This is a genomic window from Hoylesella buccalis ATCC 35310, from assembly GCF_000177075.1.
In the GTDB taxonomy this organism is placed as follows: domain Bacteria; phylum Bacteroidota; class Bacteroidia; order Bacteroidales; family Bacteroidaceae; genus Prevotella; species Prevotella buccalis.
The window spans coordinates 40,791-63,780 of the sequence record NZ_ADEG01000086.1; the positions used below are offsets into that span (position 1 = coordinate 40,791).

Below are 22,990 nucleotides of genomic sequence, written 5' to 3' on the forward strand. Positions count from 1 at the left end.
TGATGACTGCGTCAACATGAACAAAAAAACATACATTATTTAATAAATTTATCTCTAATCTAACAGAAAAGTAAACAACAACCATGAGAGGAAAATACCTTTATTATTCGCTTCTTGCCGTGTTCCTTCTGTGTCCTGTCAGAGCCCTTTCCCAGACAGTCACGAAGGTGTTTAGTAAAACTCCACTGAAGACCGTTCTGAAAGAGGTGGAAAAACAAACCCGGATGTCTGTCATCTACAAGGTAAAGGAAGTAGATGCCAACAAGAAAATCTCAGCGTCATTCAAGAATGAGCCAGTTAACAAGGTGCTTGACAAAGTGCTTGACCCGTCATTAACGTATACGATAGAGAATAAGATGATTACCATCTATCGCCGCGGCACGCGTCCCCATGGAGCTGCAGCTGTTAGCAACAGTGTGGGACAACCGCGCAAAATCCATGGAACCGTTGTGGACGCCAGCGGTGAGCCGCTCATCGGTGTGACGGTAAGGATAAGAAACTCGAAAGAGGGAGTGGTGACCGATATTGACGGAAACTACTCTCTTACTACGAAAGAGACGGCTCCCACATTGGAGTTCTCGTACATAGGCTATGCTCCGCAGACATTGGTGGCCACTGGCGCAACACTGAATGTCACCCTGAGCGAGGAGAGCAGTACGCTTAACGAGGTGGTGGTTACCGCCATGGGTATTCAGCGTAAGGAGAAATCGCTGACCTATGCTACTCAACAGGTAAAGGCAGAAGACTTGATGCGTGTACAAGACCCCAACGCGGTGAACTCTTTGGAAGGTAAGGTTTCGGGCGTAGTCATCACGCCAAGTGCTGGTGGAGCCGGTGGTGCGTCAAAGATTATCCTCCGCGGTAACAAGTCGGTATTGGGAAACAGCTCTCCACTCATTGTATTGGACGGAGTTCCAATGAGCAATGGTACGCGTGGGCAAATCAATGGTTCGAACATCGAGTATTCAGGTGTTTCTGAAGGTGCTGACCCCTTGTCGATGATCAACCCTGACGATATTGAGTCGATGAACGTACTGAAGGGTGCCAATGCTGCTGCTCTCTACGGTTCGGCAGCCGCTAACGGTGTGGTGATGATTACGACAAAGAAAGGAAAGGAAGGAAAGCTATCAGTAAGCGTTACGTCCAACATTACTTTTGATACGCCACTGCTCACACCAGAGATACAAAACGTTTATGGCGCACGCATCAAATCAGCTGGTGGACTTGATATTGGTAGCTGGGGAGACAAGGTGGCTAACCGCCCTGCCGACCAGTTAACCTTGCAATCGACCTTTGACTCGTCGGCACCTTTTGCCCCTGGTTTCGTCAATACCGTTCATCTGCGTAATGCTGCCAAGAACGACTTGGACGACTTCTACCGCACAGGTACCACGATAAACAACTCGGTATCGTTTTCAGGAGGTACAGAGAAGATACAGAGTTACTTCTCTTTCTCTAACTCGCACGCCAACGGTATGCTGGTTAGCAATTCATACAACCGTAATACGGTGAATTTCCGACAGTCGTACAACTTCCTCAAACGTCTGCACATCAATACCGCTATCAATTATATCCAGACCATTACCAACAACCGTCCTGGTGGAGGTACGGTGATGAACCCAGTGTACCACATGTACACAGCACCACGCAACTTGGACATGGACTACTATCGCAACCATTACTATCGTGAAAATGGTACGTGGATGGCGAAGAACGTTCCTGCATACGTACAGCAAAATGGTAGTATCTACGAGCTTACCACCACTGATTTGACATTCAATGGTCCGATGCAAGACTGGGCATACTTGGAGAAGAGCCAGAACAACCCTTACTGGCTTACCCGCATGAACAATACCAAGCAGCGCACCGACCGTGTGTTTGGAACGGTGAGTGGTAAGATTGATATTTATGACGGTTTGGATTTCCAAGCACGTCTTAGCATTGACCACACCAAGTACGACAATGACGGAAAACGATACGCTACCACCTTCACCCCTGGAGGTATTGAACCTTATGGTATCTATTCAAAGACTTTGGATCGTACTTCGGAAATTTATACCGACTATTTGCTGTCTTACAACAAGACATTTGAAGACACATGGAGTGTATCGGCAACAGCAGGATGGGTGGCTCACCTCATCAAGACCAAGTTCCAGAATACTTATACCACCGCAACTCCTAAGGATGGCAACAAGATAAGATTTTCCAAACTCGTGAACTATTTTGAGACCGATGCTGCCACAGCAGGTGAAACGCGTGCTTCGGTAAACACCAACTGGGACAAGGCTGCCCTGTTCACTGCTCAAATTGGTTGGAAAGACATGGTGTACTTTGATGCTTCCTATCGTCAGGACTGGTATCGTGCCTTCAGACAGTTCAAGAATCGCGGCACTTCCGAAAGCTATGGTTACTTTGGTTTTGGTGCCAATGCCATCGTTAGCTCTATGGTCAAGCTGCCAGAGGTGATTTCTTACTTGAAATATCGTGCTTCTTATTCAGAGGTAGGTAACTCTATTCCTAACAAGGTACTGGCAAGATCATCGCGTGACACGTTCACCGGAGCTGTTCCACCGTCACCATACTCATCATTCAAGAATCCTAAACCAGAGAAAACTCGCTCATTCGAGACAGGTATTGAGTCGTCATGGTTCGGCAGTCGTCTCGACTTCGACTTCACGTTCTACCATGCCCTCTCTACCGATCAATATATGGAGGGAGCCAATGCTTCTGGAAAAATTGAACCGATGAACTCTGGAAAGATCAGAAACATGGGTGTAGAGACGACCCTTGGCTATAACTTCCGCTTTGGTAAAGACTGGCGTTGGAAGACTTCTTACAACCTGTCGTACAACGATAACGAAATTATGGAAACCACCTACAACCCCGACGGCACCGAGAAGTTGGTGTTCCAAGATGTGGCTGAGGTGCGCGTAAGATATAAGAAAGGTGGATCGATTGGTGACATGTATGTAACCGATTACAAACGCAATGCCGACGGAACACTCGTTACGACGAAAGACGGAAGACTGAGCTTTGAGTCTGAGGCTTCTAAAAAATACACGGTATATGCCGGCAACATGAACTCTAAGTGGCAAATGGGTTGGAGCAACACCCTTAGCTATAAGAACTTCCAGTTGTTCTTCCTCATCAATGGTCGCATTGGTGGTAAGGTGATTTCGCTCACCGAGTCGTACCTTGACAACTTAGGATTGTCACAGCGTACCGCAGATGCACGCTTGTATGCCGAGCAAAACAACTTGACAGCCAATGGACAACTGGCAATGCCCCTGCCCGATGGTAGTGGTCGACTGGTTCCTATTGAGAGTTATTACACAAGTATCGGTGGTGTGAAGAAGAGTCCATTGGAGTATATCTATGATGCCACTAACTTCCGCTTGCGCGAGTTGTCTATGGGCTATACGTTCCAAAATCTCTTTAAGAGCAATGCCAGCCTCAACGTGTCGTTCATTGCACGCAACCTATTCTTCTTGTACAAGGATTCACCTGTTGATCCCGATGTATCTCTGTCAACTGGCAACGGATTAGGTGCGTTCGAAATGTTCAACATGCCTTCTTCACGCTCGTATGGATTATCAATGAAACTAACATTCTAAACAATCGTTCAAACAATGAAAAGAATACAATATATTGCAATAGCAGCACTTACTACAGGGTTCATGACCCTGCAGTCGTGCTTGGATTTTGATGAGCCGACCGATGATTTCCGCCCAAATGACATCACTATTGATGAGGGAGACATCGTGGGCGAGGCTGACTCTGTAAATCTCATCAACTATAAAGCGTTGTATACAGAGAATCAAGTAGATGCGGCAGCCAAGAGCTTGGATAAGTATTTAGGTATGCTGAAAGTAGCCCAATACTGTATGCGAGGTGGAAAGGAAGGACAATATCCCGTTTCACATGCTTACCAGCGTATTTATACGTTGCCCGATGTGTACGCACAATATGGTGTTGTACCACATTCTGACTTCGCTTTTGCCAGTGAATTGATATCTTCCTATCATGCCAGTCAAGACTGGATTACTGGGCCAAATGGTCAGTTTACAGGTGCGCGTACCAGTTTAACACCATTGCTCAACCACAAGTCTTGCGATTCCATTCCTGAGGTGAAGGCGATTGCCTTGTTGTTGTACAACTATGCAGCGATTGAGAATGTAGATATGTATGGAACCATTCCTTACAATGACTTCAAGGCTAACAAGGTGGATCCACCATTCAAGTACGATGACATGAAGACCATCTACACTGGTGCCGAAGCCAATATTGATACCATTGTAAATTGTCTGCGTTATTTTGACAGCAAGCCTGCTTGGTACCAAGCCAAGGTAAAAGACATTGTTAACAAGTTTAGCGAGGTGACGCATGATCAAAGGAACGGTGTGAAAAACATGGAAACATGGGTTCGCTTTGCCAATTCGCTGAAGTTGCGGATGGCCATGCACATGGTCAAGGCAGAGCCACAGTTGGCACAAAAGTGGGCTGAAGAGGCTGTGAAGAGTGGAGTGATTGACGATTTGAAATATGAAGTAGCTCTCTTCCCCTCTATATACGGAGGTGTACATCCTTTGGTAGAAATTTGCGATGGCTGGGGTGACATGCGCTTTAGTGCCTCGTTTGTTAGTATGCTGAAGAGTTTGACGCACCCTTATCGTTTCTCCCTTTGTACGAAAAACAGTGGAGACTTGAGTAATGATCAAGGTGTCACCTTGCCTGCAGAGACAGACCAAGTAGGTATCCGTTCGGGAATACACACGGGCAAGGGACAGTCATACGGTTCTAACCAGTTTATTGGCTTTAGCCGAATCAACAAGTTGCTGATTGATAAAGCACCTTTGTACCTGTTTAAATGGGCAGAAATTGACTTCCTGCGTGCCGAAGGTGCCTTGCGAGGATGGGACATGGGTGGAAAAGCCGAGCAGTTCTATACCCGTGCCATCGAAAACTCTGCTTTCTTGGAGCCAGGTTCAGATATTTACAATGCACTAAAGCCTGTACTCTCACAATATGCAAATATTGAAGAACCGGTTGCTTATACGTATAAGGATCCCACTGGCTCATCGCCTGATATGGAAAGTGTGACGAAGATTGGCGTCAAATGGAATGAAGCGGATGACAAGGAAACAAAGTTAGAGAAAATCATCACGCAGAAATACATCGCACTCTTCCCTAACAGTATGGAGGCATGGGGCGAAATGCGACGCACTGGTTACCCAAAGGTGTTCCCCGTTCTTAACGTTGAGGAAGGAGACGGCAGTTTGAAACCTGGCGATTTGGTTCGTCGCATTCTCTTCCCCAATAGTGATGATGCTTCGTTGAAAGACATTCAGGCTACTGGACTGAAAGCCTTGGGCGGTCCCGACCAGCAAGCTACGCGTGTATGGTGGGATGTGAAAGGAAAAGGAAACTTTTAACTTATTAATAATACGGTGACAGGGAACTACCGTCTGTTCGCTGAATATGAACAGACGGTTCCCCTAACCAATAATTTAACATTTACAACTTAACCATTAAAAAACAACCAAATCTATGAAGAAAAGATTTTTACCCCTGATGCTTTTGGCTTGTTTGGCTGGATCTGCAAATGCGCAGTCTGACATGTCGCCAACGGCAACATCCACGATTTATGATTTCGCTGGATTTAATGAGGTTACTCTGCTGAACCTTTTCGATAAGGCTTTGCAGAACGGTCGCAACTATCCTACAAAGGCTGAATTTGAGGCTGCAGGTATTCAAGCTTCTGACATTGCTTTTGTGCGTTCGCATGTTAAGCAGCGTGCTATCTTGGATCGCAAAGACCGTTTGGTGAAAGACACCTACGAGAAGCGTAACCTGTTTATGAATATTCCGAGCGGTTCGGGTAAGGGCATCGGTGGCTATCCATCGTCCAACTTTGCCAATGATGTGTTCTCTATGTGGAACTACACCAACCTGTTTGGTTCTTGGAACCATGGTTTGTTCCAAGCTCCGGGAGCATGGACCGATGCAGCACACAAGAATGGTACCGACATTATGAGTGGTATCAAGTTTTTTGAAAGCTGGACAGCAGGTTCTGGTGATGGAGCTTATGTAAGCTTTATCCAAACCAAAAACTCGGATGGCAGCTATAAGTATGTTAAACCCATGCTCAACTGTCTGCTGTTCTTCGGGTTTGATGGTATCAACTACAACTGGGAGGATAACTCTTACTCTAATTCTGATGTAACAGGTTTCCACAAGGCTTTGTACAAGGAAGCAGAGAAGATGGGCTTCAATAACTTCCACGCAGCTCTTTATACGCAAGGCTCCAGCCTGTCGAGTGCGGCAGTTGACTATTTATATGGTACAAAAGCCACAGGCAAGACTTTCGACCTGTTCCTCAACTATGCTGGAGGTGACTTTGCTGTCCAGGGTTATGAAAGTTCTGTTCAGGCTGCAGAAAACGCAATGGGAACCGCAGAAGGTCTTTACGGAGGCGCTTGGATTGTTAGTATGAATCGCGATTGGCAAGGGTTGGTAGCAAAAGCAAAATACGATTTTTTCACGGGTACCTATACTTACGAACCTAACGAAACCGTGAAGCGTATTGGTATCTGCCTTTGGGGCGAGCATGGCGACAGCCGTTTCTGGAGTTACAACTCTGGTTCGGATGCGCTCAATGCACAGTACAACTACCAACGTTTGTTGGAGCGTGGCTTCTCTGGCGGTAACAGAAGTCCATTGAATCGTCCTGCTATTAAAAATACAGGACACGAGTGGGAAGGTGAAAACGCATTGAAGACATTCTGTGGTTTGGCTTCGTTCATTCCAGAGCGTTCTGCAATACAGGGCAATCTTCCTTTCTTGACACACTTCAACTTAGGTAATGGAGAGCGTTACAACTATAAAGGTAAGAAAACGGCTGGTACATGGTACAACATGGCGAACCAAGATGTAGTGCCTACTTATCGCTGGTTGGTTTATGGCGAAGGAACAGAAACTGTTTCAAATGCTTTGCAGCCAGAATTTACACATATCGACTCGTATAACGGTGGCTCATGCTTACTGTTGAAAGGACTGTCTTCAGCATCGGGTGTTGATGTAGTTCTGTTTAGAACCGACCTTAACGTGAGTGCAGCTAATCCTATTGCCAAAGTTGCTTTGAAGACAAAGGCAGCTGGCGAGTCTAACTTGTACTTGATTGTAAAGGTAAACAATCAATGGAAAGAGGTAGCAGTAGGTGCTACCGACGACAAGACATGGCAAGAGAAAAAGGTGAGCCTGCCTGTTAGCATGGGCGACCGCATTACTCACATTGGTTTGCGTGCCAAGAACGTAACAGACAAGTACAATGTGTTGGTAGGTAAGCTCGAACTCAACGACGACGTGAAGGCTACACCTGCTAATGTTAAGAATCTCATGGTAGAAGTGAAAGAAGAGTCACAGAAGAGTCTTTCTGCAAAGCTGCATTGGGATGTAGACCATTCTACAGGTGAACGTTCAGCTTATGGTATGATTTACAACAGCGATGCTAACATCGACCACTTCGAGATTATGTATAAGAATGGTAAAGACGGACGTGTTTCAGAAGTAGGTCGTACTACACAGTGGGGTACCTATATTCCTAACATTGTATTTACTGATGCTGCTAATGAAAAACCATTTATTGGTGTACGCTCCGTATCAACAGACTTGAAGACTTATTCACCCGTCGAATGGGTAGAGATTACGCGTGCCGACGCTTCTCAATTGCCAGAAGAAACAGTTGGTGGAACAGATACTTATGGAATTAGTAAGATTAATCCGAATGCAGATGGATTCAAGATAGCCGTCGAACAAAGATTCTTGACAAGCGTTACAACTACAGGTGCTGTAAAAGACTTGAATTATACAGCTACGGAATCGCCACGCGATAGCTCACAGTATGCAAATGCTCGCGACCACAAGTTGGTTGTCAAGCAAGGACAAGAAATTACGATGACCTTTAAGGCTCCCAATGAAAAAGACGGTTTGAAGTGGTGCTTTGCAGGTGGCTGGTTAGACTTAGACGGTAGTGGTACATTTAACTATCCTAAGGCTCCAAAAGACGATCCTATGGGTGAGCAGATTTTCTTTGCTGGAAAGATACGTGCGGCAACTCCTGAGATACAGGATCCTAACGGCTACACATTTAAGTTCACAGTACCACAAGATGCTCACGTAGGTACAAGTCGTTTGCGTATTGTGTTTGCTGATGCTTGGTTTGGCGGAACCTTCTTGCCAACTGGCTTGACAGCCAAAGGATTTACCATAGACTTTGATGTAGAGATACAAGGTAAGAAAGACGGACAGCGTCAATATGTGGATACACAGCATGACCAGGGTGTTGCTGAGCAGCCCGAAGGATTGAATGAAACGACTGGCGTAGACAACACCGTGTTTGCTGGTGGTGTTTCTAACGTGACAGTAAATGGTAATGACATCCTCTTTACCAATGTAGAGAAGGCTTGGATTTACACTGTTGACGGAAAGATGGTACAATATCTTACAAACCCAACATCAGTAAGCCGAAACGAGCTTCAAGAGGGGGTTTACCTTGTAAAGATGCAAAACAAGAATGTAATTAGAACGGAAAAGTTAGTGGTTAAATAATTCACATAGAACTTTAATCACATGAAATATAACCGTTAGGTAGTTGGTAGAACTTCAGTGCGATGAGCACAACAATATTGAGAGTTCCAATTACCTAACGGTTTTTTGTTAATCGTAAGCATCCAACATTGCCGCTTTTGTGTAGTTAAGTAGGAAGATAACACAAAGGCCGCAAATGTTGGATGCTTATGGTTTGACGCTAAGGGGTTGCCAGTTACAGAGAGAATCCCTGATACAAAACAGCCAACTAAATGTCAATTACACCCGAATTTTTGGTTTCATCAGGCTTTAGTTATGGTGCTCAAACCTTGCGGTTCAATCAAGCACAGTGGAACAGATATTCGACCTGAATGTCTTTGGTTAGCTCTGTGAACAACCACTCTTGCAACTTGTCGGCTCGTATCTCCGAATTTTTATCCGAACAGAGCTTTACGCTCACGTCATTAGAATATATTGCCATCCATCGCCGATTATTTGAAGACATCTATGAACAGGCGATAAGATAAGAGATTACAATATTAAAGAAGAGTTATGATACATCACCTTTTTGGTACATTATACAATAATATTTACTATATTTGCATATCATCTTATCTATATTTATGGAAAGTCCAACCAACAGAATAAAAGAGGTGTTGACCGAAAAAAGGATGAAGCAAAGATGGTTTGCAAAAAAGCTGGACGAGAGTTTTCGATAGAATACTCTTACGTTTGCAATCGTTGACTGCCAAGCCTTGAATTGCTATTCCAAATAACAGAGATCTTGCAGGTGAATCCAAAAGAATGGATTAATACTCCAAATGAATATTTTTTCATTATGGCAAAATATAAAGAACAACATAAGAAATCAATTCGCTTCTTCAACGACCGTGAAGTACGTGCCGTATGGGATGAAAAGAACAGCAAGTGGTGGTTCTCAGTGCTTGATATTATTGCTGCCATCAACGAGCAAGATGATTACCAAAAGACGAGGAACTATTGGAAGTATCTTAAGACCAAACTGCGAAAGGAAGATAGTGAAGTGGTTAGTGCTACTAACCAGTTGAAGCTCGTAGCCCCTGATGGTAAATATCGATTGACAGACACACTTGATGCAGAGGGTGTAACCCTTTTGGCAAAGCATATCAATAATACCAAGGCTATGAACTTTCTTGACTGGTTCCTCTATAGTGATAACACGATTGACGGACAGAGTAAGAAAAAGGCTTATCAGCTTTTTGATAGTGGTATCTTAAAGACTGTAGACCCAGGTACAATCAAATGTTTACAACAAATACACGCTTATCTCTTTGGTGGATTGTACGACTTTGCTGGACAAATTCGCACAAAGAATATCTCCAAAGGTGGTTTCACTTTCGCTAATTGTATGCACTTCCCTGCTACGCTGCAAACGATTGAGCGAATGCCCGAAACCACCTTTGATGAGATAATGGACAAATATGTGGAGATGAAAATTCGTGCAAACGAGTACCATGTGAACTCGTTCACTAATGGTCGAGTGCAGCCGAATTTATACAACGTAGCCCATCCTTTTATGGAGGGTAATGGCCGCAGCACTCGCATTTGGCTCGACCTCATGCTAAAGCGTTCTCTCAAGCGGTGTGTGGATTGGAGCCAAATAGACAAAAACGATTATCTCAATGCCATGCGTGAGAGTGTTGCAGACAGCACGCACATCAAAGCCTTGGTACAACCTGCCATTACCACCAAGATCAATGATCGAGAAATGTTTATGAGGGGTATTGATTATTCATATTATTATGAACAGAACGATTAATCAATAGAATGAGAAGTAACCTGCTAAGGCATTGAGCTATTACATATAAAGAGGAGAGAAGGTAAAATAAAAAATACAAACAACTTTATATGAAAAAAGAAGTAATTCAAGAACTCTACAACGATTTTGAAGCCGCAGCTGCGGAAGTAGAAGGAGTAGAGTGTTGGAGCGCACGTGAACTCCAAACTCTGTTAGGCTACTCCAAGTGGGAGAATTTTTCTAAAGTCATAGACAAAGCTAAAACAGCCTGCGACAAAGCAGGACAACAGATATCCGACCATTTTCCTGACGTCAAGAAAATGGTTAATCTCGGTTCTGGGTCAGAAAGAGAAATCAACGACATGCTATTAACTCGATACGCCTGTTATCTCATTGCACAAAATGGAGACCCACGTAAGGAATAAATTGCTTTTGCACAAACCTATTTTGCCATACAAACACGTAAAACCGAGCTAATAGAACAAAGATTACTGGAGATTGAACGCGTCAAAGCTCGTACAAAACTACAAGAAACAGAGAAGCATCTTTCTGGAGTACTCTATGAAAGAGGTATCGACAATAAAGGTTTTGCAACAATTCGCTCTAAAGGAGATCAGGCTCTGTTTCGTTTGAATACGGCACAAATGAAAAGAAAGATGGGAGTACCAGTGAGCAGACCAATAGCCGACTTTTTGCCCACAATAAGCATCAAGGCGAAGGATTTTGCAGCAGAAATGACAAATGTCAATGTGCAACAAAAAGATTTATACGGAGAGGGTCAAATCAGCAAAGAACATATAGAGAACAATAAAGCAGTTCGGCAAATAATGATTCAACGAGGAATCATCCCCGAAAATCTCCCTCCCGCTGAGGATGTAAAAAAGGTTGAAAGGAGATTGGCGAGTGAGGAGAAAAAAGCACTGATCAACAAAACAAAAAAGAAATCATGATATATGAACAACATTTATCCTTCAATTTATCGTGACTGTGTGGATTGGAGCCAAATTGATAAGAACGAATATTTGTCTGCGATGCGTGAGAGTGTTTCTGACAGCACGCACATCAAAGCTTTGGTACAACCTGCCCTCACTACAAAGATTGATGACCGAGAAATGTTCATGAAGGGCATTGACTATTCATATTATTATGAACAAAAGGATTGATTTATAAGATGAAACATCATCCTATTTTTTGATGAAATTAATTATATTTACAACAAAATTAATATTGAAAAATATGGAATGGATATTTGAAGGAATCGGCACTAATATATTAGTTCTTATAGTTACATTTTTACTTGGTGGATTTACTGGCTACAAAATAGGAATCCACCAAAAGGCTAATTTAAAACAAAGCGCAGGTGATAATGCCACACAAAGTCAAACAGGAATTATAAATAATTACTATGGAGATAAACAAAAGTGAGCAAACTGCTGGTGACAATTCTACGCAAGTACAAGCTGGGACTGTAAACAATTATTATAATACCACCACTACAAATATTATTGGGATTGATGAAGAACGTGCCCGCAATATTTGTAAGGAAGAATATGCCATTGCAAAAGCTAATTGGACTCAAGAAGCCCAAGGTATTGCCCAAGAACGCGTAATAGCATTAGAGGACAAACTAATACCAAAGATGCAACAGCATGATGAAACCTTAAAGATATTTGGTGATCCTGCTTTTCAATTTGTTTTAAGAAAAGCGCAAATATCAGCAGCATCAAGTGGAGAAGAAAAAGACTTAGATATACTTTCTGAATTAATCGTTCATAGAGCCGAACAAAATGGTAACAGAGAGCGAACATTAGGTATAACAAAAGCTATAGAAATCATAGATCAAATTCCAGAATCCAGTTTAATAGGGCTTTCAACCTTCTACGCTATACATAGATATGTGCCAGAATCCTTTGACATACATCAAGGATTAAAAACTCTTGATAATCTATATAAGAGTATCATTAATGATACAGAATTGCCTGTTGGTACACAATGGATAGAAAATTTGGATGTGCTTTCTGCAGTTCGTATGGGTTCTTCGGGGATACAATCTTTTAAGAAGATGGAAGAATTTTTATCTAATAAATTAGCATGTTTACCTATTGGAATTGAAAGATATTCAACAGAGTATAATAAGATACTCTTAGAACTTCATAATGTCAGTCTCTATGACCCAAAAGAGGAAATAACAGAACTTAATGAAGATAATGGAGATAATAAAAAGATTCTGAAAATTAAAATACCGTTATTTAAAGAGCATCCTTTAAGAGAAGGGTTTCTTATATGCACGTATCCACCTGAGGCTTTTACTGAGGGGAATAGTATTAGTTTTAAAGTAAATCTTGGAGCACAAGAGTTAGATATTCCTCTAAATCGAGAACAATTCCTTGCATTTAAGCATCTTTCAGAAATAACATACAAGGATGGGCGAAATGTTGAATCATTAACATCAAAGCTTATCAAAGAATGGGATAATTATGAAAATTTAAAAAATGTACGAATCTGGTGGAATCAACTACCAATATTTTTTACAATAACACCCATTGGAGTTGCTATTGCAAATGCATATATTAGGACTAAATATCCTGCTATCCCAAGTATGTATTAAAAGGTAAATCCATTATTTATGATGCTAAAAAATATACCATATGATAAGAGAAATTTTTTCCGATAAGTATAATGAGGAAGTGAGGATAGTTATTCGCGAGCTATTCAATATTTGCAAGCAGACAATGAAGCATCCTGGAGATTTATTGGTATGTCAGCAAAATGGCTTCATCGGCTTAGGTGCTCCTAGTTTGGGTCTTGGGATAACAGGATTAAACTATATGCAGCAACTTAATCAAATAGTTTATCCTGGAATTGGAAAAACGACAAATGATAATGAGTGCTTTATAAATTCAAGATCTATTTCTTTTAATGGCACTACGGATTTTGAACAATCCATAGAAGAAGAAATGCATAGGTATCAGTTGATTTGGGAAAATGGGTTTTTTCTAAAGACACTGAAAGAAATCAGTCATCTTCTTAATGGTGAAAATTACGATTGGGAATTAGATATTGATAGCAAGACTAGAGCTACGAGAAGCAATTATATTAAAGACGCTATTATTACCAAGTTCTCAAAAACTCCTAAATTCCAAAATTTGTTGGAAGATGCATACAACAAAGATTTAAGGAATGCAATTGCACATACACAGTACTGATTAATTCAGGGAGGTATTGTTTTGACAAGCATCAAAGGCGATAATCACCAACCATTTTATGGTATTACATTTGAGAAATGGGAAGAAATATATTCTAAGGCATGGTTCCTATTACGATATATTTTTAGTGGATTAAATAATATTATGGAACTCTATTATGTTCCACTTGCGAAAGAAACAATCTCAGGTGGAATCCCTATTCTGATACCAAATGGCAAAAAATGGAGCGAAACATATGTATACTATTTTGAAAGAGGGAACAGGTGGACTTTTCATAAATGAAATTACCTAACGCCCCTTTATAGACCCATATTTGAAATATAGATAACTTGAATAATACAGATACAGACTGATAACCTGCAAGATGTTTTCTAATCAATGCCACTCAAATTGAGGAAAGAATTTTGTATTATAAAGATATAAATTACTGATAATCAGCATAGAACATTTTTGAGGAGGAAAAGTATGTTCAAGATTAAAGTAGATGTATTCTTGTCAAGACATTTCTAAAGATTTCACGTAACAGAATCATCATAACACTAACCATAAAATACAAACAATCATGGACAAAGATTTATTGAAAAAACTAACTGCCGAACCAGGAAAAAAGCATAAGGTGTCGGATTTCGACACGAACTACACGGCAGACCTGAACAAGAAAGAGGGTAAAAAATTGTTGAAAGAAAACGTCAAGACGATGGCGGCTTTGCAAAACATGCTTTATGCACATAACCGGCATGCTGTGCTAATTATCTTCCAGGCCATGGATGCGGCGGGAAAAGATGGTACAATCAAGCATGTGATGTCGGGCATCAACCCGCAAGGATGCCAGGTGTTTTCGTTCAAACAACCTTCGGCTGTGGAACTCGACCACGGCTATCTGTGGCGCATCCAAAAGAATGTACCTGAACGGGGGCGCATCGGCATCTTCAACCGTTCGCACTATGAAGACGTGTTGGTGGGAAGAGTTCATCCAGAGATTATCCTCGGAGGACAAATTCCGGGGATGAAAAAAATGGATGATGTCAATGAGGATTTTTGGGAAAAGCGATATCAACACATCAATGATTTCGAACGTTATTTGACGGAAACTGGTACGACCGTAATCAAATTCTTCCTCAATGTTTCGAAAGAAGAGCAAAAAGAGCGTTTCCTGAAGCGACTGAACAACAAAGAAAAGAATTGGAAATTTTCTGCCAGTGATGTTGAGGAACGCCAACATTGGGACGACTATATGGACGCTTATGGCAAGATGCTCACCAAAACGTCAACCGATTATGCTCCCTGGTTCGTCATTCCAGCTGACCATAAATGGTTTATGCGTTACGCCGTTGGCGAAATTATCAGTCAACACTTGGACAAGTTGAAGATGTGTTATCCGCAACTTACCAAAGAGGAAACGGAAAATTTAAAGGTATATCGCAAGCTATTGGAGGAAGAGGATAAAGCTGAAAAGAAGGATTGAATGCCTGCAAAACGTTGATATCCCTATGAAAAAGCAGCAAATCGTGAATTATTCATGACATTTTTAATAAATATTCGTAAAAATATACTGGTAATTCATTTGTTTTTATTATATTTGTATAGATAATTAACATAAAAGTCCTACTGCCTCGATGGTTTGTAGGCATCACCTTTTAATACATAAAAATATGAAAGAAGAAGTGAAAAAGACTGCTGAAGAAGTGAAAGACAAGGCAGAAAAACAAGCAAATAAAGTTGAAAAGAAAGTAGAAAAAGCGGCAGAAAACATTGCCAAGAAGGCCGATGAAGCGAAAGATAAAGCTGAGAAGAAAGTAGAAAAGGCGGCAGACAAGATTGCCCAAAAAGCCGATGATGCGAAAGATAAAGCTGACAAGAAAGTAGAAAAGGCGGCTGACGACATCGCCAAGAAGGCCGATGAAGCAAAAGAAAAGGCTGACAAAGCTATTGACAAAGCCAAGGACAAGGTTGAAAAAGGAATTGATGACTTGGAGAAAAATGAGCATGTACAAGATGCCAAGAAAAAGGTAGAGGAAGTGGTGAACGACCACAACAAAACCGAGTGCAAGAAAGAAACTGAAAAGAAAGTTGATCAAGCAGCAAAAGACTTAAAAGAGAAAGCAAAAGAAACGGCTGACGATGTGAAGGAGAAGGTCAAAGATGCCGTTGAAAATACAAAAGAAGCTACTAAGGACGCCGTTGAAAATTTGCGAGATAAAGCAAAAGATATCACTGAAACTGTGAAAGAAAAGACGGATGAGGTGGCCGACAAACTGAAAGAAAACGAGAAGGTGCAAAACGCAGCTAAGTTTGTCAAAGAGAAGAGCGACGACCTTTCTCAGGCTGTTGACGAGGCTGCTGACAAGGTAGAACGCTCTGGCTTTTGGCAGAAACTGAAAGACATCTTTGGGTTTAAATAACCCGTAGGCGCGAATCATTCAATGATGGCAACATGCGTGACGGGACGCACGCATTGTTGCGTTTTTTGACCAATTATTGCCTCAAAAACGGCACCTGTAAACTTTCAAACTAGAAAAAAACGATAGGCAAGCAGGCTGAAAGGTGGGGATGATTTGGCCAGGAAAAGCAAATTTTAGCGGTAAAGCATTGACTTTACCCGTTAAACAGCATCACTTTGGTTGACAATCTGCATGACTTTGCTACGCAAAAGCATGCAGATATTATCCTTGCTGCAATGCTTTTGCCCTTCAAAAAGCTTGTCATGCGTGGCCAAAATCGTGTAATAGACGCTTAAATCGCTATATATTAACGATATACAAACAAGCCGCATTTTGGGCGTATTCACGGCAAGAGGCAGGTTTGTTTGCAAATTCTTCAAGCATGAAGAGATAGGTTGTCAAAAAATATTCATGTCAATAGGTCGGCATACAGTCATTCGCAACTACACCTTAGTTGCAAAGTTAGTAGGGAAGCACCAGTCGTGTTTCCCTATATTTTTCTCCCTAAAAAAGACATAGCGGTATGGATAGGCGAAACTCGTGAGGGCATGAGGACTCATGTTGCTATGCCATTTATCATTTTCTCCAATTGTTGTACAGCCTCATCCATTTCACTTGCAAAAGTTTCTGATGGCTGCAAAAAGGATTCACGTCCCCTTGCCAGAAGGGCATACAATTCTTTGTTCATGCCATTCACATACGAACTGATGGCGTATTCGATATCTTCTTTCTGCCACTGCATGGTTGAATAACGATACACCTGCCACTTTTGATGGAAAAAACTATAAGCTGTTTCTATGCTGTCTTTGGGAATCATGAGGTGAGTTGATGAGTTGGTAAGTTTATAAGTTTATGAGTTTGTGAGTTGATAAGTTGGTAAGATGATGAGCTTTTGAGTTAATAAGTTGGTAAGTTAGTGAGTTGATGCGTTATTTAGTTATTGAGTTAATGAGTTAAAAGTTTATGTGTTAAGAACTTACTCTATCGACGCATAACGTACCGTTCATGCAACATCAACCACTACCAAACCCTATTCAGCTCGGCTGAATATTGAAATCCGCCAGCTGCCAGACGCTTTTCAAGATCAGCTCTATCAACATTGAAGTGATAACAGATTTGGTCGAGATTATCAAACTCCTCATCACGCAACAAAAAATTAATGGCGGACACCAACATCGGCGTATCATGTAATGGCAAATGATCCATGTTTCTTTCTTCTATCAATTAATGAATGCAGGCAAAGTTACAACTGCCTACATCCATGTTCCCTGCGACCAAGAGCCTCAAACGGGCATAGTTACGGGCGAATACAAAGGTAATTAAAAAATTATGATCAATATTGATAAGCGTCAAAAAAAACGTTCGGCGAAAAAATATGATGGGCTCATAGCATCTACATCCTGCTTTTTTACTAATTTTGCAGCCAGTTTTCTTACAACTAATTGTTTAGTAACGCCTTCGAAGCAAGAAGGCAAGACGTTTTTTGTATTTATGAACATTTGGAAAAAATGTGTATTATGCCTGGCCGCCTTACTGTGCCTTGCGGCCTCAGCCCAAAAGCGGTTCACCATCAGCGGATATGTCAAGGACATCCACTCCAGTGAAACACTCCTCGGGGCAACCATCCAAGACGCTAACAGCCACATGGGGACAACGACCAACTCGTATGGATTCTACACGCTGACGCTCCCTGCCGGACAGGTGCAGGTGGGTTATTCGTATGTAGGCTACGCACGCATGCAGAAATCATTTGTGCTGAACAAGGACACCGTCATCAACATCCAGCTCACACCATCGGCCAACCTGCCCGAGGTAGTAGTGTCATCGGCGAAAGATAATGCGGGAATCCTCGCCACCGGCATGGGCGTGACAGACATCGGTGTGAGCCAAATAGAACACACGCCCTCACTGCTCGGTGAGACGGATGTCATCAGAACCATTCAGCTCATGCCTGGCGTTCAGCCGGGATCCGATGGAGGGTCGGCTCTTTATGTCAGGGGAGGCAATGGTGACGAGAACCTGATTTTGCTTGACGGCACGCCCATCTACAAGATTGACCACCTGTTTGGATTTTTCTCGGTGTTCACGCCAGAGGCTTTGAAGAAGGTCACCTTCTATAAAAGTTCCTACCCCGCACGCTACAATGGGCGGTTGTCATCGGTCATTGACGTGAGGACGAAGGATGGCGACATGAACCACTTTCACGGAACGGCGTCGCTGGGTTTGCTCACCAGTAGGGTGCAGTTGGAAGGGCCTATCGTAAAGAATCGCACATCGTTCAACTTCTCTGCACGCACCACCTACATCAACTGGGTGTTGCAACCGTTTATGAAGAGCGACGAGAAGTTTGGCTATCAATTCTACGACCTTCACTTCAAGCTCAACCACCGCTTCTCGCACACGGATCGGTTGTATCTGAGTGTGTATCGGGGACACGACATGATGAAAGAGGACTACAAAGACCGCTACAGCTCATCCAGCTTCGAAATCAATTCTGCCTACGGTGACGACATCAACTGGGGAAACACCATCGCCTCACTGCGATGGAACCACATCTTCAGTAACAACCTCTTTGCCAACATCACGGCGGCCTATAACCATTACAACATGCACCTGGATAGCTACGATCACTCATGGCGTACCGATGTACTTGAGAAGAACAGCGCCAGCTACCGGTCGAAAATACGTGACTGGTCGGCAGCCATCGACTTTGATTACGAGCCGCTTCCCTCACATAGAATCAAGTTCGGGTCGTCCTACACCTATCATACCTTCAGCCCTGAGACCTCTGGAAGCAGCTTCACGGAAGAGGGAAAGGATGGAAAGGTGAACAGATCGGGCGAGTATTCTTCCCCCAGCAATCCCATCTACGCACACGAGGCCTTGGCTTATGCCGAAGACGATTGGCGGATTCTGCCATCTCTTACCCTCAATGCGGGTGGGTCTGTATCGATGTTCCATGTCAGAAACAAGTCGTACCTCACGTTTCAACCGCGTGTTTCGCTGCGCTGGCAAGCCCTGTCCGACGTGGCACTGAAGGCATCGTACAGCGAGATGTCGCAATATATCCACCTGCTCACCTCAATGCCCATTGCCCTTCCCACCGACTTGTGGGTTCCTATCACCGACAACATCAAACCAGAAAGGTCAAGACAATATAGTGTTGGCGCCTACTACACGGGCTGGAAAGGATGGGAATTGTCGGCGGAAAGCTATTACAAGCAGCTCGACAACGTGCTGGAATACAAGGACGGCATGAGTTTTATGGGATTCTCAGGCAACTGGGAACGTCTGGTCAGCATGGGTGAGGGACGTTCAAAAGGCATCGAACTGATGTTGCGACGCACCACAGGACGTGCAACTGGCTGGCTATCTTACACGCTTTCCAAGAGCGACCGCAAGTTCAGTGAGGACAGTGGCGTGAATGGTGGAGAGCGATTCCCTTTCACCTACGACAGGCGGCACAACGTGAATATGGTGGCAAACTGGAAGATGACCAAGCGCATTGACTTGGATGCGACATGGTCGTTCTACTCTGGAGCAACCGCAACGATATCCTTGCAGAGAGGATACGAGATGACTCCCGAAAGCATCGGAGAGAGTAGTTATGTATCAAGCCGCAACAATTACAGGCTTCCGCCTACGCACCTGCTCTGCTTAGGCATCAACTTCCGCAAGACATTGAAACGAGGCGTTGAGCGAACATGGAACGTCAGCGTGTACAACGCCTACAATGCGATGAACCCAAACTTCATACTGAGAAAGACTGACGAGTACGGAAGGGAAGTGCCGAACAAGCTGTCCAAATACACGTTGCTGCCCTGTCTGCCGTCGTTCACCCTCACTTATAAATTCTAATGACAATGAACAGAATGAAAACTTACCTATATTGTTGCCTCTCAGTTATGCTCTTCGGTCTGTCAGCATGCGAGAACGAGTTGGAACTTGACACAAAGACGGCCAGCAAGCAACTGTCGGTGAACGGATTCATCAATGCCGACAGCACCATCAACAGGCTATTGGTGTCGTTCACGGGCATTGACCGTCCTACGATTGTCACCGATGCTACCATCAAAATATCAGTCAACGGGAGCTTGCGCGAGACTGTTCATGAGCTTCCAGCGGGTTCGGAACAATATATCATCCATGGCCGCTTCAACCCAGGTGACCATGTGCGCATCGAGGTGTCTACACCTGATAACAACTATCAGGCTACTATAGAGGAAACGGTGCCGCAACCCATTGACAAGATTGAGCGCATCAGCACCGAGTTTGTCAAGGATGTAAGCTATGTGGACGAATATGAAATGGCGCGGGTAGACGACTTACAAAAAATCAATCTCTCATTTCAAGACAACGGACAGCGAGCCGATTATTACCGTCTGACGCTGGCTGGATACCAGACTATCATGAACACACAGTTTAACTACACGCTGCGAAGAAAAGAGCCCACCTATCGATATTTCGTCAGCGACATGGGCAGTTCGTACATTGCCACGGGCGACCCAATCATCATGGAAGGCAGGGTATGCACACCTTCAACCGACATGGGCTTTGCCTCACCCAACAATGTGGTGAACCAGATGGGCGTCTTCAACGACCTTTTGTTCAACGGACAGGAATGTTCCATCAGCGTATATTCCAAACTATACCTATTCAATAGGATGTCTGATCCAGATATGAAGACATCACTTGACCTGGTAGCAACCATCTCATCGTATACATCAGCGGCCTATTACTATCTGAAAGCCATGAATTTGAAGAAGTCAACGTATTATAGTGACTACAACGATTTGACCGGTCCCATCAAGATGCCGTCCAATGTTAAGGGCGGAACAGGCTTGGTAGGATTCTACACATCGAAGTCAATACCGGTTCATGTCTACGGAACTGATCGATATCCGCACCTCTACGAGTGATAGGATAGGAAGCCAAAACATGCGAAATGCCGTGTATCAATATCACAATCGGGGTATTGATACACGGCATTTTCGTAAGAATACACTTGTTATTCTACCAGTTTCTCGCACAACCTACGTTGCAACACACGGGCATCGAGGACAGACATCTCGCTGCTCATCACGGCAAATGCCAAGTCGTGTCCGTTACTTCCACGGCAATATCCCGCCAATGAACTGATGCCATAAGGATGCGACAGGGTACCCGTTTTAGCGTGTATTTTGCCCCGTGTCTTGGGACCTGCCATCTCATGTGCCAACGAACCATCAACGCCAGCTATCGCAAGGTTTTGCATAAGCATCGTGTGAATACTCTTATCCTTATAGCCATACACGAGAATCGCCGTCAATGCTTGGGGAGAAAGATGATTGTAGGTACACAAACCACACCCATCGTGTACAACCAATGAGGTGTCGGTCATGCCGAGATCTTCCCTTAAAAACTTTCTAAGATATTCTACCCCCGTAGCTGTTGGGTCGGCTTGTGTGTTAATACGGTGTCCAATGGTGTACAGCAGTGCGGTGGACTGGGTGTTGGAACTGTTCTTCCACATGCGCTTAACAATGCGATGAATGGGGGTACCGTATCTGTAAATAGCCTTTGAACCAGCAGGCATCGTACCCAACACCACCTGACTGTCAGCGAAAGCGATACCCTGAGTGCGCATCACACTCTTCAAACTCTTCATCACCCGAGGCGCACCTTTGTAAAACAAGCCATATCGACTGAAAGATAAATCCCAAGGATACCAATGCTCTTCGCTTTTCACAGGTTCCTGTATCACGAGATCCACATAGATCTTGCCATTCACTCTGTTGATTCCTCTCTTCTTTGCAGCCTGCCCAAATCGTACAAGCTCCTGTTCGTTGAGCTGTGGATCCAGGCTTCCCTTGAAGGTTAGGTCGCCTTGAAGGACACCATCAGACACCTTTCCCCGCTGATACAAGCCCGTAATATACAGATAATCGCTGCCCAAGAGGTGTAGACCTGCCACGCCACTAAGCAACTTCAAGCACGAGGCCGAAGGCTGTGACAAGGTTTCTTGGTAGCCATATACGGGCTTGTCCGCAGTAAGGTCGTACACATGAAAGGCAAATTTGCCCTGCACCCTGGGGCCTTGTGCGAATGCTGCCAAGCGCGAACGCAAGCTATCGTCAATCGCTATATCAAGCTTCTTTCCTTTCGGTTCTTTCTGATGCTTATCGCTACAAGCCACGAACAGCAGCGCAACACTCATCAAAATCATCAACGGAGTTGGCGCAACCGCCATCGTTCTAAAGACTTTCCTCATAGACTGCAAAGTTAATCATTTCTTTCCTAAACTACTTATCGTAAAGGAAAGAATGAAAACCGCCCAGGTACTCATCTACTCAAACGTGATTTCACCGAAGAAATCGGGACGATGGAAATCGGGCTTCTCGATGTTGATAGGGTTCCATGATAGGAAATGCGGCTTCTTCAAGGCGTCACCACACTTGTAAAAGTTGGCGCGAATGGTCTTCCCACTCAGGGATTTGATGTCATGCATGAAGAAAGTCTTGAGCGGAATGATGAAAGCCATCTGCCAATCATAAGGTCCTTTGAGTTCTTCAAAAGGTCGACGACCAAGCGATGACCAGCGGTCAACCTGGTCCAATACCGTCTGAGGGGCTAACGTTCTGCCTTCTCTTCCTTTGCCACATCCCACCAAGATGGTTCCTCCACAATTACATTCTATATTATAATAGGTACCATCATCGGCAGGTTGTGAGAAAAACTCGCAACAAGAGTCTTCCCACACGCGCCCATTATCATGAGGAGCCGCCGCGCGAATGGAGTCCTCTTTCACACGATAATGCAAGAAGATAGCACGGTCACTATAAGCAATTCGGAAGACTACCTGTGGCGTATAGGGATATTTCTCGGCCCAGTTGGCTTGATTAATGACATGATATTCTATCCCCTCCTCATCCATCATAGAAGGAATGATGGCTGCGGCATAAGGATGCTGCTTGAGTTTCTTAACTGTTAGTTTTTCCATG

16 protein-coding genes and 3 pseudogenes are annotated in these 22,990 nt (G+C 43.5%); 14 read left to right on the forward strand and 5 right to left on the reverse strand.

The window, feature by feature from the left end:
• Positions 1 to 83: 83 nt before the first annotated feature.
• From HMPREF0650_RS08750 to HMPREF0650_RS08760, 3 genes are all read left to right on the forward strand, one after another.
• Positions 84 to 3,614, forward strand: coding sequence for a SusC/RagA family TonB-linked outer membrane protein (locus tag HMPREF0650_RS08750; RefSeq protein WP_040563004.1), 3,531 nt, complete (start codon positions 84 to 86; stop codon positions 3,612 to 3,614).
• 15 nt (positions 3,615 to 3,629) lie between these two features.
• Positions 3,630 to 5,432, forward strand: coding sequence for a SusD/RagB family nutrient-binding outer membrane lipoprotein (locus tag HMPREF0650_RS08755; protein ID WP_004350104.1), 1,803 nt, complete (start codon positions 3,630 to 3,632; stop codon positions 5,430 to 5,432).
• Positions 5,433 to 5,547: 115 nt separating this feature from the next.
• Entirely contained in the window at positions 5,548 to 8,607 is a 3,060-nt protein-coding gene (locus tag HMPREF0650_RS08760) for a T9SS type A sorting domain-containing protein (RefSeq protein WP_004350106.1), read from the forward strand.
• Between the two features lie 319 nt (positions 8,608 to 8,926).
• Here the strand turns inward: HMPREF0650_RS08760 and HMPREF0650_RS13750 are convergent, their stop codons facing one another.
• Positions 8,927 to 9,067 (reverse strand): hypothetical protein, encoded by a 141-nt coding sequence (locus tag HMPREF0650_RS13750; protein ID WP_211205584.1) that lies wholly within the window; start codon positions 9,065 to 9,067, stop codon positions 8,927 to 8,929.
• 142 nt (positions 9,068 to 9,209) lie between these two features.
• Here HMPREF0650_RS13750 and HMPREF0650_RS13570 point away from each other — a divergent pair.
• From HMPREF0650_RS13570 to HMPREF0650_RS08810, 9 genes and pseudogenes are all read left to right on the forward strand, one after another.
• A pseudogene (locus HMPREF0650_RS13570) lies at positions 9,210 to 9,412 on the forward strand (transcriptional regulator); the annotation flags it as partial.
• A gap of 12 nt (positions 9,413 to 9,424) precedes the next feature.
• A complete protein-coding gene (locus HMPREF0650_RS08770; RefSeq protein ID WP_040563030.1) occupies positions 9,425 to 10,384 on the forward strand; it encodes a Fic/DOC family protein in 960 nt (319 codons plus the stop codon).
• 89 nt (positions 10,385 to 10,473) lie between these two features.
• Positions 10,474 to 11,313 (forward strand): annotated as a pseudogene (gene dinD / locus HMPREF0650_RS13575) (DNA damage-inducible protein D).
• Positions 11,314 to 11,349: 36 nt separating this feature from the next.
• Positions 11,350 to 11,526, forward strand: a pseudogene (locus HMPREF0650_RS08780) (cell filamentation protein); the annotation flags it as partial.
• A 31-nt stretch (positions 11,527 to 11,557) separates the two neighbouring features.
• On the forward strand, positions 11,558 to 11,788 hold the full coding sequence (locus HMPREF0650_RS08785) for a hypothetical protein (RefSeq protein ID WP_245543488.1): 231 nt from the start codon (positions 11,558 to 11,560) through the stop codon (positions 11,786 to 11,788).
• Positions 11,769 to 12,971 (forward strand): LPO_1073/Vpar_1526 family protein, encoded by a 1,203-nt coding sequence (locus HMPREF0650_RS08790; protein ID WP_004350116.1) that lies wholly within the window; start codon positions 11,769 to 11,771, stop codon positions 12,969 to 12,971. The genes HMPREF0650_RS08785 and HMPREF0650_RS08790 overlap by 20 nt, the downstream gene beginning before the upstream one ends.
• 40 nt (positions 12,972 to 13,011) lie before the next feature.
• Positions 13,012 to 13,569, forward strand: a complete 558-nt coding sequence (locus HMPREF0650_RS08795) for a hypothetical protein (protein WP_040563006.1) — start codon at positions 13,012 to 13,014, stop codon at positions 13,567 to 13,569.
• A 562-nt stretch (positions 13,570 to 14,131) separates the two neighbouring features.
• Positions 14,132 to 15,034: a polyphosphate kinase 2 family protein gene (locus tag HMPREF0650_RS08805; RefSeq protein ID WP_004350120.1), complete on the forward strand. Its 903-nt coding sequence runs from the start codon at positions 14,132 to 14,134 to the stop codon at positions 15,032 to 15,034.
• 187 nt (positions 15,035 to 15,221) lie between these two features.
• A complete protein-coding gene (locus tag HMPREF0650_RS08810) occupies positions 15,222 to 15,971 on the forward strand; it encodes a hypothetical protein (protein ID WP_004350121.1) in 750 nt (249 codons plus the stop codon).
• A 595-nt stretch (positions 15,972 to 16,566) separates the two neighbouring features.
• On the opposite strand, the gene HMPREF0650_RS08815 is transcribed toward HMPREF0650_RS08810, so the two are convergent.
• Both HMPREF0650_RS08815 and HMPREF0650_RS08820 read right to left on the reverse strand, forming a co-directional pair.
• Positions 16,567 to 16,827 carry a hypothetical protein gene (locus tag HMPREF0650_RS08815; protein WP_004350122.1) on the reverse strand — a complete coding sequence of 87 codons (261 nt, stop codon included), beginning with the start codon at positions 16,825 to 16,827 and terminating at the stop codon, positions 16,567 to 16,569.
• A gap of 203 nt (positions 16,828 to 17,030) precedes the next feature.
• Entirely contained in the window at positions 17,031 to 17,216 is a 186-nt protein-coding gene (locus HMPREF0650_RS08820; RefSeq protein ID WP_040563009.1) for a DUF4250 domain-containing protein, read from the reverse strand.
• 285 nt (positions 17,217 to 17,501) lie between these two features.
• On the opposite strand from HMPREF0650_RS08820, the gene HMPREF0650_RS08825 reads away from it, so the two are divergent.
• Both HMPREF0650_RS08825 and HMPREF0650_RS08830 read left to right on the forward strand, forming a co-directional pair.
• Entirely contained in the window at positions 17,502 to 19,868 is a 2,367-nt protein-coding gene (locus HMPREF0650_RS08825; protein WP_050774860.1) for a TonB-dependent receptor, read from the forward strand.
• Between the two features lie 14 nt (positions 19,869 to 19,882).
• Complete coding sequence (locus HMPREF0650_RS08830) at positions 19,883 to 20,929, forward strand: DUF4249 domain-containing protein (RefSeq protein WP_162013133.1); 1,047 nt, start codon at positions 19,883 to 19,885, stop codon at positions 20,927 to 20,929.
• 89 nt (positions 20,930 to 21,018) lie between these two features.
• Here HMPREF0650_RS08830 and HMPREF0650_RS08835 read toward each other — a convergent pair whose 3' ends face one another.
• A complete protein-coding gene (locus tag HMPREF0650_RS08835; protein WP_155813618.1) occupies positions 21,019 to 22,260 on the reverse strand; it encodes a D-alanyl-D-alanine carboxypeptidase/D-alanyl-D-alanine-endopeptidase in 1,242 nt (413 codons plus the stop codon).
• A gap of 75 nt (positions 22,261 to 22,335) precedes the next feature.
• Positions 22,336 to 22,989, reverse strand: coding sequence for a carbohydrate-binding family 9-like protein (locus HMPREF0650_RS08840; protein ID WP_004350129.1), 654 nt, complete (start codon positions 22,987 to 22,989; stop codon positions 22,336 to 22,338).
• Position 22,990: the final 1 nt, after the last annotated feature.